Annotated in this window: 10 protein-coding genes; all 10 read right to left on the bottom strand. The window is 49.0% G+C overall.

All coding sequences use genetic code 11. From position 1 onward, the window contains the following. Positions 1 to 27: 27 nt before the first annotated feature. Positions 28 to 1,410 carry a hypothetical protein gene (locus IEX60_RS00050; protein ID WP_188746128.1) on the bottom strand — a complete coding sequence of 461 codons (1,383 nt, stop codon included), beginning with the start codon at positions 1,408 to 1,410 and terminating at the stop codon, positions 28 to 30. An 8-nt stretch (positions 1,411 to 1,418) separates the two neighbouring features. Continuing rightward, entirely contained in the window at positions 1,419 to 2,186 is a 768-nt protein-coding gene (locus IEX60_RS00045; protein ID WP_188746126.1) for an SDR family NAD(P)-dependent oxidoreductase, read from the bottom strand. Positions 2,187 to 2,199: 13 nt separating this feature from the next. Further along, positions 2,200 to 3,378 carry a galactonate dehydratase gene (gene dgoD, locus IEX60_RS00040; protein WP_188746124.1) on the bottom strand — a complete coding sequence of 393 codons (1,179 nt, stop codon included), beginning with the start codon at positions 3,376 to 3,378 and terminating at the stop codon, positions 2,200 to 2,202. A gap of 14 nt (positions 3,379 to 3,392) precedes the next feature. Next, positions 3,393 to 4,748: an aspartate aminotransferase family protein gene (locus tag IEX60_RS00035; RefSeq protein WP_188746122.1), complete on the bottom strand. Its 1,356-nt coding sequence runs from the start codon at positions 4,746 to 4,748 to the stop codon at positions 3,393 to 3,395. A gap of 73 nt (positions 4,749 to 4,821) precedes the next feature. After that, positions 4,822 to 6,114, bottom strand: coding sequence for a Gfo/Idh/MocA family protein (locus IEX60_RS00030; RefSeq protein WP_188746120.1), 1,293 nt, complete (start codon positions 6,112 to 6,114; stop codon positions 4,822 to 4,824). 36 nt (positions 6,115 to 6,150) lie between these two features. After that, a complete protein-coding gene (locus tag IEX60_RS00025) occupies positions 6,151 to 7,392 on the bottom strand; it encodes a DUF4998 domain-containing protein (protein ID WP_188746118.1) in 1,242 nt (413 codons plus the stop codon). Then, the gene (locus IEX60_RS00020; protein WP_188746116.1) at positions 7,382 to 8,557 is read right to left on the bottom strand and encodes a DUF5000 domain-containing lipoprotein; all 1,176 of its coding nucleotides are present in this window, start codon (positions 8,555 to 8,557) and stop codon (positions 7,382 to 7,384) included. The genes IEX60_RS00025 and IEX60_RS00020 overlap by 11 nt, the downstream gene beginning before the upstream one ends. 20 nt (positions 8,558 to 8,577) lie before the next feature. Continuing rightward, the gene (locus IEX60_RS00015; RefSeq protein WP_188746114.1) at positions 8,578 to 10,464 is read right to left on the bottom strand and encodes a RagB/SusD family nutrient uptake outer membrane protein; all 1,887 of its coding nucleotides are present in this window, start codon (positions 10,462 to 10,464) and stop codon (positions 8,578 to 8,580) included. Between the two features lie 138 nt (positions 10,465 to 10,602). Beyond that, complete coding sequence (locus IEX60_RS00010; protein WP_188746112.1) at positions 10,603 to 13,719, bottom strand: SusC/RagA family TonB-linked outer membrane protein; 3,117 nt, start codon at positions 13,717 to 13,719, stop codon at positions 10,603 to 10,605. Positions 13,720 to 13,899: 180 nt separating this feature from the next. Then, complete coding sequence (locus tag IEX60_RS00005) at positions 13,900 to 14,538, bottom strand: GntR family transcriptional regulator (protein ID WP_188746109.1); 639 nt, start codon at positions 14,536 to 14,538, stop codon at positions 13,900 to 13,902. Positions 14,539 to 14,807 lie beyond the last annotated feature (269 nt).

Below are 14,807 nucleotides of genomic sequence, written 5' to 3'. Positions count from 1 at the left end.
AAAATTAGAAACCATTGGGTCAAAAAGTTAACTTAAAATCTGCTTCAATAGATCGATGGTCTGTTTCTCCAGTTGCTCCAGCGCGCCGGCAGCAAAAGGAGTTTGCCAAACGGCATACATGTCGTCACCATACCGGTCTTCGGGAGGAAGGTAACCCGCATAGCCATTGACAATATTGATCACCGAGACTGGCACCGGAGCACATGCGGCACGTACCGATTGCTGATAACCGGAATACGCCTCATTGGGCTGCCCCACCAAACAGGCATTCCCGATACGCCACACCCACAGGGGCATGGCGGAAGTATCCCCTTCACCCACCGTTTTCCGGATCTCTTTCTTCCGCCACAATCGTTCTTTCAGTACCAGATCTGTACAGGCCAACCACTGAGCTTCGATTTCAGATAAAGTGGGCATATCTTTCAACCGCATAGCTACCTGCGATCGTACGGCTGCTATCTGCGCCGAAGGGGCCATCTTCCGCCGGTTCCATACGGCCAATGACGCACCCGACTCCACCACGTGGCTGTAGTTCAATATGGTTTCTTTGTTTCCCATGCCTTCTAACGTTGCAAGTACGGCGTAACCCAGCCGACGTCCGTGTGCGTCCGCTACTTCGGTGTCACCTACGTATTGCTCCGCCGGTGCCAACTCGCCGGAAGCACCCTGCAGGAACAGCACCAAACCACCGGTGCGGCTTTCAACCAATTCGCGCATGGCGCCCACGTAATCCGGGGACAGGAGCCGATTGTCCCACGCCAGTGTCGTGGGATGGCATGCATAGTTCACCAGGGTAGCCGTCACATTTCCATCGGCATCCGTGACCCGCCCGATGAGCAGCGTATCGTCTGCTTCCGCCGTTGGATTAAAACCGACCACTACGCGTCGTTCCTGTTCAATTGGCAAGTCACGATTCGTCGCCAGGTCACAGGTTCCGTATCGCCATTCCAACGTCGACAAAGCAGCCGCGTTAAGTGCTTCCAGAACGGCATCGACCGCCTTTTCCTTCAACTGGCCAAGATAAGGTTCAACCCACTCACCACCCGGTTTGTCCGCATCGGCAGTAGACAAACTGGGGCCTGCATGGGTATGGGATAGGCAAAACATCAACCGGGATTCCTCCAGCCCCAGTGAATCGAGAATGCCTTTCCGCAATTTCAGTTCGTCCGCCGCGCTTTTCCACCAACCCAAATCGGCCCCGATCAGTACCAGCGGCTGCTCTCCGGCATACGTCTGGAAGGTCAAGCAGGTAAGCGTCAACGGCCGGTGAAAACCAACGGAAATATCGGTTGAACCTGCGCCCCAGTTGCGCGCATAGATACCCAATGGCGGATTGATTTCCCGCCGTGAAACCCCGATTAATCCAAAAAAAGCTGTATTCGCGGTTTCGTTTCCGTAGCGTGTTCCCATGTACGATTTTAAGATAATGACAATCCCCCATCCATCAGCAACGTCGATCCGGTGATGTTCCTGTTTTCCGGACGGCACAGGTGCAGCACTTCTTCAGCTACCGCTTCGGGGCTGATGAAATTCCCGGTAGGCACCCTGGCAGCAGCCTGTTCGCACAAATCCGGCCGTTCCTTCCAGATCTTTCCACTCAGGCCAGCCTGTACATAACCGGGGGCAACTTCGTTAACCAAAATCCCCTTTGGAGCCAATTCCAACGCCATGCATTTACAGAGCATGCGCAAAGCCGCCTTGGCTACGCTGTAAGCGGGCATGTCCAGGTGCACCTGATGTGCAGCCCAACTGCCGATGAGTACCATGTGGCCGGGAATGCCCCCATTAACCATGAGGCGTGCCGCTTCCTGGATCATGTAAAAAGCACCGTTCAAATTCACGTTGATTTCCTGATTCCATTGTTCCGGCGTAATTTCCAGCGCAGGCGCAAGCGTAACCCGCGCGGCATTGGCAACAACCACGTTTGGGATCCCCAATTGGCCTGAAACAACTCCCAGCCAACTTTTCACCTGGTTCGGATCGGCTACATCCACCTGGTGGTACGTGCATTCGACCCCGCAACTATCGCCCAATAACGAAAGGAAGGCAGCCGCCTCTTCGGACGGTCGGATATCGCACAAGGCAATGGAGGTGCCATTCCGTGCAAACGCCAGGCAAATAGCTTTGCCAATGTCTCCCAAACCACCGGTAATGGCTGCGGTTTGGTATTTTAAGTTTTTGTTCATCGATGTATTGTGTTTACCAATCGCCTACACTGCCGTCTTTATAAAACGTCCGCTGCAGCACTTCCTGTTCGAACGGATGTTTTTTGATTTCATTTTCATCGATTTCAATACCTAATCCGGGCCGGGTACTCGGGCGTACAATACGGCCTTTCCGCTCGACCGAGAAACCTTCACTCACTACATCTTCCCGCCAAGGGACATCTTGATGCACACTTTCACAAATGCTATACATCGGAGTGGCGAAACCGAACTCAATGGACGCGGCTGTACTGACCGGGCCCTGCGGGTTATGTGGGGCAACCGCCACCCGATAGGCCTCCGCCATTGCCGCAATCTTCCGGACTTCGCTCAATCCTCCGCAATGCGTAATATCCGGCTGGATCACACTAACGGCGCGTTTTTCAAGCAATTCACGGAAGGCATGCACGGTGATCAACCGCTCGCCACTGGCAATCGGAGTGGCAACTGCCCGCTGAATCAGCGCCAGGTCATCCATCGTCTCCGGCCAACAAGGTTCCTCGAAAAAATACAGGCCATAGGGTTCCAATGCTTTCGCAAATTGCATCCCCATAAGCGGGCTGGGCCGTGCGTGGCAATCCACCATAATATCAATGTTATCGCCTACTGCCTCGCGCATGGATCTGACACACGCCTCGGCATACCGGATCGGAACAAGCCCTTCCAGCGGCATCGTTTCGGGGACAGCCATCGACTTGAACGCTGTGAATCCTTCTTCAACCGCCTGCAGGGCCAGTTCGCCGAAACGTTTGGCATCATCGGGTCTGGTTTGGTAGAAGTCTTCCATTCTACCCCCACCCAAATGGCAGTATAGCCGGATGTAGTCCCGTACCCGCCCGCCCCAAAGCTCGTGGCAGGGTACGCCGTGAATCTTCCCAAGGATATCCCATAGGGCGATGTCGATCCCGCTGATGGCCGTGCCACGCACCACACCGTTGCCGTGCCAAAAATGCTGACGGTACATCATCTGCCACAGGTGCTCGATGCGGCGGGGATCCTCCCCGACAAGAAGCTGGGAAATGTCTTCAACCGCACCAACCACGGCACGGGTATGCCATTCAAGCGTTGCCTCTCCCCATCCCCACAGCCCCGGCTGGTCCGTTACCACCTTTACAAATATCCAATTGCGCATCCGTGCATTGCAGACATGCGTTTCTATAGACGTGATTTTCATCGGTTCGCTCGTACCTAAATTGTTGTCGCTACCTTTTGTTTTTCGATTAATTTACCTACTACCTTCTTGGTCTTCTCGAGTGTTTCTTCAATGTCGGATACCGAATGCGCATACGAGATACTGCCTTGCTTTATCGGAAGCGGAAAATTGAAGATACCTGCTTCGATGAGCTGCATGCGGTAGGATCTGTCGAAGGCGAAGTCATGATTTGATGCCAAGTCATGGTAATCTACCGGGGCGTGATCCATGAAATACACACAGAATGCAGACCCCTGCCGAGCCACGTAAAACGGCTTGTCAAAATCCGAGAAAATGTCATTCAACCCCGTTTCCAACATACGCCCAAGTTTGTTTACATGTTCATACACGCCAAACGTTGGAGAAGAAAGTTTGCGTAGTGTAGCAATGGCCGCAACGGTGGTCATGGGATGCGCATTAAATGTTCCCGCTATCAGCACCCGTTTATCCCGGGACGGATGCACAAAATAATCCATGTATTTGGCCTTGCCCCCAATGACCCCGAATGGATAACCGTTGGCAACGGCTTTTCCAAAAGTACTTAAATCCGGTGTTACCTTGCAAATGCTTTGGTATCCTCCCAATGCATGGCGGAAACCAGTTTTCACCTCGTCGAATATCAACAGGAAGCCCTGTTCATCCGCCAACTCCCGCAAGCCTTCCAGGTATCCGGGCAATGGCTTTACAATGCCAATGTTTTGGAGAACAGGTTCCAAAAGAATACATGCTACCGGGAAACGCTTAACGATGTAGTTGACGGATTCCAAGTCGTTGTAGTTGACCACATGGATCAGCGAACGGTGTTCCGCGGGAATTCCCGCCGAAAGCGGATCGAAGGGATACTCTCCCGGCGACACCCGTTCCCCTACATCCTCCAAATTGCTGATCACGTTGCCTGCAACATCGTTATGCCAGCCATTATACCCGCCTTGCATAATGATGACATGCGTCTTTCCCGTTGCTGCGCGTGCAATCCGGATAGCATGGTAGGTAGCCTCAGATCCAGTTGTTGTAATCTGTATTTTCTCGACCGTTGGGACGCTCGCGCAGAACAACTTTGCAAACTCTCCTTCAAGGTTCGTTGGACCGGCTCCCATCAACACTAAATTTTCCCGGATTGAATCCGCTACAGCTGCGTTGACATCCGGGTCGTTGTGCCCAAGGAAAGCAGCAGCAAATCCCGCTTGGTAGTCAATGTATTCCCGCCCTTCAATGTCCCATACCCGGCTTCCTAATCCTTTCGCAAAGCAGATGTTAGGCTCTGCTTTCCGGTTCAGTGACACCACCCCCCCGGGAATCCATTTTTCGTTATTCTTCGTTGTTTCTGCCGATTTCGGCCAATTATTTATCATAGTATGCTCCCTTTGGATCCGTTGACTGGACCCTATTAATTGAAATGATCCACCGTTTGGTAACTTGCACTAATTATCGATATTGTGGTATTTTCATCCATTCTCCACCTTTCAACGCAGACTGGTGCGCAACGATTCCGGATACCGTCAGGTTAAGCGCAATGGGCAAATCCACCAAAGGTGCCCGATCTTGAATAACAGCCGTGACGAACTCATTGGTTAAGTGACCATGGGCTCCGCCGTGACCACCGGCATCAACGCCCGGTGGAAGTGGCGGACGCTTGATGGCCGGCACCTGATCCGTCAGCCCCTGAAATTGATTGTTGTAATAGGATCCTTTTTCACCCCTGATCCGGCCCGCTTCGGCCCCGAAACCGGCGGTATCCCAACTTACAGCCATCCTCGAAATTCCATTTTCGCTTGTACGGAATGTGGCTATTTCGGTTCCAAACGGATTCTTGTACACATTATTCTGCGGTTGGAATTGCTCAAGGATACTTGGTACCCCCAAACAAGAAACTTCCATAAACCGCTGGCCGGTCACACAGACATAATAACCATTGGAATGTGTTGGATACCATTGAGGCACCAAGCCGTTCCGCCAATTCCGATAGCCATCCAGCGGAGTACCGAAATAATGATAATACTCTCCCTCCGAATAGACGATCTTTCCGAAAAAATCACGTTTATACAATTCACGCATGACGTGGACATCTTCGTGATACGCGGAAGTCTCAAACATCATGTATTTCTTCCCGCTTTTTTTCCAGGCTTCATACAGTTTATCAGCATCCTCCAATGACCCCCATACCGCCGGTACCGCACAAGCTACGTGCAAGCCGCGATTTAGTGCCATAATTGCATGCTGGGCATGGCTGGGAGCATCGGTTGCTAAAAATACCGCCTCGATGTCTTTATCCTTTTTCAGCATTTCCTCCAGCGATGGGTAGGTCCGGTCGCAACGCGCGATTTTAGCCATTTCGGCAAGGCGGTCCGGAAAAAGGTCACTCACAGCCACCACTTCCACATTCGGATGATCCTGAAAGCCGAATTGCACGGCAAATTTACAAACACCGTGTCCCACCAGTCCGACTTTGATTTTACGATCGGAAATCGACTGCCACCCTTCCGAAGCGCGCGGGTCCGCGGTTGTCTTTTCAAAACCCGGAATGGAAGTGAGGTCGATAACTCCACTTCCGGTATTGGCTTGTGCTACCTGCTTGGTTCCCGAGCAGCTGATCTGTTGCAGCCCTATTGCGGCCGCCCCAACACCAAGAGCTTGCAAAAAGCGTCTTCTCGAGTGTGCGTTGTCCGAAGTAAATGCTGATGGCTGATTTACTGCATCCATCTTGTCGTTCATTTTCATATTTCTACTATTTTGATTTAAAAGTTTATTGGTTTTTCAGGGTTCAATCACATCGCCCCAAAATGTGAGCTCGGTAATATGCATGGAAATGGATCCCGACCATGTTTCTTGCACAACGAAACGAATATAACGTATTGGAGGCGCATCATCCACCAATTGGAAATTCTCACCTGCCTGAGCGTACGCCAGGTCTGCCGGCGTGGATTCACCCAACGGGAGCCCGGAAGGTTTGAACGACTCCAGTGTACCCAAATAGGTCCAGGTCGAAAAGTCAGCCGACACATCGGGCGTCGCAGACCCCCATATTTCGGCCTTCTTGATGTTGCCATTTTTATATAACTGCGAGCTCCAATTTGGGCTTAATCGGATACGCTCAATACGGGCAAGCTGCCCCAGATCGAAGGTAAAGCTCCGCGGTAACGGTTCGGTTTCCAGGTAAATGTACCCATATTCGGTATATACTTCGTCCCACAACCGTTCGATATTGTATATACTGCCCATTTCGTATTCCGTGTACGGAAAATCGGCTGTATTCCATCGTTTGAATTTAGCTTTATCCAAAAGGTATTCCAGCTCGACATCCACATACTCCGAATAAAAAGTGTCGATTGACGTGCTGGCTGGCTTAAATAACGTCCGGTATTTAAATCGCGTCCTGCTCTTAAACTTCTCAAGCGCTGTCTGGTTTTCACCGGCGGGTGTTCGCACGGTGATTTCCCGGCCATCTATATCCTCATAGACAATTTCCGTTGCAATCGCATCGGGGGTTGGTCCGCGCCAGTTGACATAGGCATTTCCATTTAGATACACCGCCTGTTCAAGTCGCCGCGTCTGTAACGAAGCTTCATATCTCGGTCCATAGGAGATACCGGGCACCGTCACCTTGATTGAGGTATTACCGTTATCATCCACGGTGACCACGTCCAGCGAATAGGTGCCCTCCGGCATATCCTCCAATAAGACTTCCTGCCATTGTCCAATGACTCCTTTTCCAACCTGCTGTTCTTTGAGCAACTGTCCATCCTCACCAAAAACGCGGGCCAACGATACTTTGGGATCGGTTCCTTTCCACCATGTCAGCAACATCCGGTTGTTTCCCGGATAGATTTTGACGGAATCTGCTTTGCTGACATAGACGATTTCTCCTCCTTTTACATAATCCCGATATGTGGCATCCATCTTCTTACAGGACGATAGTCCATATACAGTTACTATAACTAGCATCGCCAGGCCCCGCTTTGTTCCAGTGAGGATACCTGTAATTTTTTTATTCTTCATTACTACCTCCATAAAAAGCCAGTTCCGAAATTTGCACCGCATTCAATGCACCAAAAGTTTTTGTTGTTTTCCATCGGATATACCGATAAGGTTCGGTTCCTGCCGGGAAAGGGAAATCAAGACCCCGGGCGGCCAATTCCCGGTCCTCGGTCGTCAACGGTGTGCCAGGTCCAGACGGTTTGACAGCTCTGCAATCCATAATCTTTGTCCAATTATCCCAATCGGCCGTCAACTCATTCGATCCCCACACTTCCCATGTTTCGGGAGTTGCATAATTATAAATATGGGCATCGCCTTGGCGCATCCAATACCGGAAGCGACTAAATTTCACGGGGCTTCCGAAATCAAGTGTGAAAGACAGGGGTAGATTGGAGTTTTCCGTCAACAAAGTTCCCATGTAATTCCCTTCGGATACAATTTCATCGAACATATAGGTATAGTTTAGTCCTGCATAGTGTTGGTTATAATCATTTGGCAGGATCGTGACCGGTGTAGGCGATGGCAATTGCACCTCATATAAGGGAGTCAATTCGACCACAAGCGTATCCGACTTATTCTTCCATTTATCCCGGACGTACAAGCCGAACTCCGTGGATGTTGCCTCCTGTCCCCTAATCGTGAACAAGCCTTCCTTACTATTCGTATAATAAGCATCGAGATTCGTCCAGTCATTGGCGACTTTCTTCAAAATTTCGATGATGATATCTTGACGCCGCTCGTTGAGAAAATGAATGGAAATCCCACCGAATTCCGAACCTACTTCTAATGACGTGGCGACCAATTGGACGGGCGGCGTCATCGGTACGATGGTAACTTGAACCGATTCCGAAACCTTTTCGGAACGGCTAACGGAAAACAACGAAATATCCAGTTCTTTGGTATCGCCAATCCCCTCAATAACCAAACTATCCACATAGGCCGATGCCCGCACCTCTTTGACATTTCCCGCTGGATATTCATACACGGCCTTGACATAAAGTAGGTTGGCATCGTTGGGCAACGAATAGGTCAGCTTGGCACCACCGTTCCGATTTTCGACGGTCACATTAGACACTTTACCGGGGGCATTACCATCATCCGTAAGTGCAGTCGGCACCTCTTCCTTGCAAGCCAGTAGCGAAGAAAGGCCGATACTTAAATATATGAGTTGTTTGAAGCGTTTCATCTGTTTATTTTTTTGTCGAGCTACCATCCGGGATTCTGCACCAGATTTTTATTTACAATAAGATCGTGTTCCCGGATGGGCCAGAAGTAATTTTTCAATTGATATTGACGGGAATGCAATACGGTCGGGATGTAATATTCCTCGGCTGTTTCCTGAAGCAGGTTCCACCCTTTGACCTGTTGGTTGAATTCCTGAATAGCCTTCTTCCATCGGCGTACATCCCAAAACCGGACGCCTTCAAACGCCAGCTCTATTCCCCTTTCCTGATGGATGATCTCACGCAGCCCTTCTTGGGTGCTCGGTTTTTCGGGTTCGGATGAATGCAACCGCCACGATTCCGCCACCGCCCCCAGACCCGCCCGGGCCCGGACCAAGTCGATGTAGTGATAAGCCTCTTCCGTGGGGCCGTAATATTCGTTAAGCACCTCCGCGTACATCAGGTATAAATCCGCGAGCCGGATAATCGGCGACGGATAAGGAACGATGGTATAATTATTCGTTGCCGAGTATACATTGTCTGCGTTTACTAGCTTTTTTGGCCAGTAACCCGTGGAGGAATACCCGTTTGAGGGCTTTCCTCCCGAATACTGCCCAAGTTTAGCCTGTACATACCAGTTGTTCGTCTCTGATTTCCGGCCCTGCCCATACCAAATCGCACCATCAAAGGCAAGACTTCCATAAAACCGGGGCTCCCGGTCAAAATGCAACTCCACGGTTTCATATCCTTCCTGGATGTAGTGGATGTCTTCGGCAGTTGCCCTCCGTAATGCATATCGGTCGTCGTAACGCCAGGATTTATCTTCTTCGATAGGCACCCCGTTTTTTGAGTAAAAAAATTCTGCCATCCGCAGGGTCGGTGCCAGTATGCCGCTGGTACTGGCTAGACCGGGCGTATTGCCGTCAAGCCGGGCCTGGGCTTCAGCCTGCTGGCTGGTGACCAAATCATTGGGGTTTGCCCAGATCATTTCGGGATTCCACTTGGCTGTTACTGCACCCCGAATATTCATTGTTAGGTTGGTGCGTTCCGAAACCATCGCCCCATTCGGATCATTTTCGCTGTAATAATATAATTTATTGCCTACGCTATGCGCCAAGTCGATAGCCTTTTTGAGCGCTTCGGCAGCCAACAACCATTTTTCATGATCATAGGTCGCCGTAAATAGCTGTACCCCCCGATTATCGGTAAAAGATGCATAATCCGGATTTCCGTTAAACAACGGACTGGCATTCAGGGTCAGCGCTTGGGCTTTGACCGCTAAACAAATTACCTGGGTTATCCGGCCCAATTCTGTTTCTTCAGCCTCAATCCGCTCGGGCAAATCCACTACTGCTTCATCCAGCAATTGCAGGATATAGGCCATGCACTCTTCTATGGGTTCCCGGTACACTTTTACTTCCTCTATGCCCGCAGAAATCGGTAGGCTTTCCCGGACGATCGGTATGGGGCCATACATACGGAGCAGAAAATAGTGGTAGTAGGCTTTTAGAAATTTCGCCTCCGCGATCCATCGCCTTCGTTCCAATTCCGTCAATTCCTGTACCTTATGGATATTGGCAAGAAAGATATTACAATCTCGTATACCGTGGAACAACGGAATCCCGCCCTCATAGCCAACCCAATAGTCAAAAAAGGGATTTACGACGTTCTGGAATCCGCGGACAACCGACAGCGACGCCCAGTTTTCCCGGATCGACCACATTTCATCTGCTCCCAGCACTGCTGGGTCATAGATATGATTTCCCGTTTTAGGTAAGTAAGAGTAACAGGTGAACAGGTACTTCTCAGCGGTGTTCCGCATGGTAAACGCATTATCTACCGTTGCCACATTATCCGGCACCACATCCAGGTAGGTGCACGACGACACCAGAAACAACGGGATAACGATTAAGGTTTTTATACTTTTCATCTGATTGATTTGTTCTTTATCGGTGATGAAGCTTGCATAAATTATTTTTCACATCTTGTATGTTTCAGCAGCGTTCAAGAGATCGCTTCGCTTAGTTCATGTCCTTTTATTTATGCAGGTTTCATAATTCAAGTTCTTCTAAAATCCAACTTGCACGCCCAGGTTATATACTTGCTGTAAAGGATACCCCAACCCTTCGCTTCCCATTTCTACGTCCCACAGCTTAAATTTGCTCCAATTGGCCAAGTTGGTGCCTGAAAGGTATACCCTCAGGTTATTTAAATAAATCTTCTTAGACAAGACTTCGGGAAGTGTATAGCCAAGTTCCACGGATTTAAGCCGAAGAAAACTCCCATCGCGCATAAACCAGGTACTCAATTGGTTGTTGTTTCCATTCAATGTTTTTGAAAGCCGGGGCAATACCGCATAGATATTCCGGTTTTCTTCCGACCAATAACTATCCGCATACGCTTTCAGCACCTGGTTGTTGTTAACAAACGGCGAGGTAGACCCGTTCTGATTGATCCAGAAAGAAGAATACGCAGAGCCTTGTAGAAAACAGGAGAAATCCAATCCTTTAAACCCTGCGGAAAAGCCGAAACCATAGATAATTTCGGGGTCCGTGGGGTACCCGATGGGTACCTGATCCAACGTAGAGATGATACCATCGCCATTTACATCCCTGTACTTGATATCACCGGCTTCATATATCCCGAAATTCTGGGTTGGTGAATTCGCTACATCCGCCGCATCGATAAACAGCCGCTCGGCGATGTAGCCCCACTGCTGCGAAAGCGAATACCCCCGCTTTGACAAGTTGGGTTCGTTATATTCAGGCTCTTCCACGACTTCGAAGCGACTTGTCGCATACGTAAAATTCCCACGGCTGACGAGCCAAAACCCGTTTGAAAACGTATGGTTGAAATCGACGGAGAAATCAACCCCCTTTCCGGAAGCCTCCCCCACATTGGCCCGTACCGGGGCAGAAAGACCCATCGTTACGGGGATGGACGCCCTGTCCATCAGGATATTTTTCCTATATTCAGTAAAGTAATCTGCTTGCACATCAACTTTATTCCAAAGTGAAAACTCCAAACCGAAATTGGCTTTGGTTGCGGTTTCCCAAGTAATCAATCGGTTGTCGTACCGGGAAACCAGTACCCCGCTTTGTGTATAGTTGAAATTTGTTCCGAACGTAGCACCCCTCGTCGCGTTGTTCATATCCACAGTAGAGAGATAGAAAAAACGATCCTCCGCACTTCCGATCGCATCATTCCCTACCAATCCGTAGGTTGCACGCAGCTTTAACCGCGGCACGACATCCGACATCCCTCCCCAAAACTTTTCATTGGACACCGACCAAGCCACACCTGCCGAAGGGAAAAATCCAAAGCGATTATCCACATAAAAGCGTTCGGAACCGTTGTAACCGAAGTTAAACTCTGCAAAATACCGGTCATCGTATGCGTATGTTGCTCTACCGGAAAGGCCCATATTGCGATAGGGCAGCGACTTAAGTAGCGAAGACGCATTGCCCTCTAGAAAATTACGCATATTGTAGACGAGGAGGCCGCTGAGACCATGTTTGTCACCAAACGTACGGTTATAATTCAGGGCAAGCTCGGCATATAAGTTCGTGCGGACGATTTTCGGCCCCTCTTCATACCCTAAGTACTCTGTTCCTGAATTGGGATTGATGGCCTCTAACGTATAAACATTGGATTGGCGATCGAAACCAGCTAAGCCGTAGTAAAAAGGAGCGTATGCCCTGGTCACATCGAAATAGGATTCCCTATTCGTATTCAGCATCCCCCTAAAAGTCAACCCTTCCGTCACAAAAGCCAAATTCTGTTTCATTTCCAATTGCGCCAACATTAACGACTTGGAATAGTCCTTGTAACCCTTGACCATTTCGGCATATGGATTTAAGGAATTCCCTTGGAGAGACCCTCCGAACATAATGTGCTGCACATATTTATAGCTTTCGGTAGTGGGGTAATAGGCCGGAAAGAGAACCGGGTTTGCCCGCATGACCATCCTGTACATCTCGGCACCACCATAAATCGGTCCGGTATAGTCGTCAAACGTCCCATATAACCTGACACCTACCTCAGTAGTCTTCGTCACATTGATACTTACGTTCGACCGCAAGGCATAACTATTCAACCTGATGTTATTATTAAAATTATTCCTTCCATCGACTTTCAACACACCGTTATCTTGATTATATGTGCCAGCCAAATAGTATTGTGCAACAGCCCCTCCACCGGTAAGACTGAAATTCATCCGCTGGTTGTGGGCGTAATCCTTAAACAGTTCCCTCCGCCAATCCGTGGTCGGAAACGCCAGTGGGTCCATGCCTGCCTCGGTATTGTCGATCTTGCTCTCCAAATAAGGCGTTATCTCCAAGGGATTTCTCGTGGTTACCGCCTCGTTTTCCATTCGCATATACGTAACGGGGTCTACCAGCTCCACATTTTTCGTCGGCGCGGAAAACGAATTTTCATAACGGAAGCTGAATTTGGCATTCTCCACTTTTCCTTCTTTCGTCGTAACTAGGATCACACCATTCGCCCCGCGAGCACCATATAAAGCAGTTGCCGTCGCATCTTTCATGATGGAAAAACTGGCAATGTCGTCAGGCTGCAGGCGCGCCAATTCCGTTGTCGATAACTCCACACCATCTATCAGGATTAACGGATCCTTTTTATAGCCGAAAGTCGTAACTCCGCGGATAAAGAAATTCGCATTATCCTGGCCGGGTTCGCCGCTGCGCTGATAAGCAATAACACCTGCGAGCCTGCCAGCCAACGCTGTGGTTAAATTACTGGAGGGTACTTTCAATTCAGAAGGGTTGATGCTAGTGACCGAACCGACCACTTCCTTTTTTTTCTGTGTTCCATAAGCGACAACAACCACATCTTCCAGCATTGAAACATCTGGATACATGACAATTGACAATGGATCGGCATGCTGCGCCGGGTGTTCAACCGTCCGATATCCAATCAATGAAAATACAAGTATCGCATCTTTGGGTGCCGAGAGGATAAACCGGCCATTTACATCGGAACTGGTCGCAAGGGTCGAACGCGATTTAACACTAATAGTTACTCCCTGCATAGGCATCTGTAACGAATCGGTAATTAAACCGGTTACTTCCCTAGATTCCTGGGCAGATAGCACCCATGGAATGAGTAAGCAACAACACATCACCAACAATCGGTGATAAATAACAAAGTAGGTTTTTCTTTTCATAATCGGATTATTTTGTATACAAAAATGAACAATTTTTATATACAAACAAAAATATTTGATTTTTTTATTTAGTTGAGGTCAACACAAAAGCGGCCACCCCGCGCAAAAAGGCGGGGAAACCTCATGAGAACAGCCACAAAGGCCCTGTACTGTTATATAAAACCAGATAGCGTGAACACGCTATCCAACGTCCAACGATTCAAGCTCGCCTCTGCGCAGGTGCGCTACCAAAACGGCTTTGGCACTCTCAAAATCCCTGCGCCTTAGTGCTGCCAAAATTTCCCGATGTTCTTTATCGGTCTGCTCGTAATCATCCATGTGACTGCTGGAACGCCCGAGTTTGAAATGAAATAACGGTATGTTGCTGGAAATATAAATGACTTTGAGCTTCTGATTTCGTGCCGTATTTATCAAGGTTTCATGAAACTTGACGTCAGCCTCGCAGGCACCGCCGAAATAACCACTTTTCACCATATTAGTGAAATCGTTGCAAATCTTTTCTAATTCCCGAATATCATTTTCTTCCAGCTTTTCACACGCCATCTGCAAGGCACCGAGCTCAAGCACCTCCCTGAGTTCCCGGATTTCTCGGATATCGTCCATATTCATAGACTTGACAAAATATCCTCCACGTTCACCCTTCTCCAACATCGCCTCACCTAACAAGCGGTTTAGTGCCTCCCGCACAGCCACGCGGCTCACCTCCATCTTTTTTGCCCAAACATCTTCTTTAAGCCTGCTTCCCGGCGCCAATTGGTTTGACAAAATCTTTCCTCGGATTTCAGTATATACCTTATCAGAAAGCGAATCTTCTTTCATACGAATTAAAAATGTAAACAAAAGCAAATATAGAATTTTGAAATTAAATATTCCGCTAATGGAACGTGCGCCCCCAGAGACAGGGATAGTATCTCACATCCCATTAGTATATTTTTGTAAACAAAAACACATTCTCACATTAGCCAGCATTACAATTAAATTTCAACAACAACCGACAAACAAAAAAGGCTGTCTCAAAAGTAATTTCTTGAGGCAGCCTTTTTGTTTCTGCAAGTTTGTTATTCCGGCGTTTTCCACAATATCGCTTA

It is taken from the genome of Parapedobacter defluvii (assembly GCF_014642075.1).
Classification (GTDB): domain Bacteria; phylum Bacteroidota; class Bacteroidia; order Sphingobacteriales; family Sphingobacteriaceae; genus Parapedobacter; species Parapedobacter defluvii.
The sequence above is the reverse complement of the archived record's forward strand: the minus strand, read 5'-3'. Positions and strand labels throughout refer to the sequence as shown.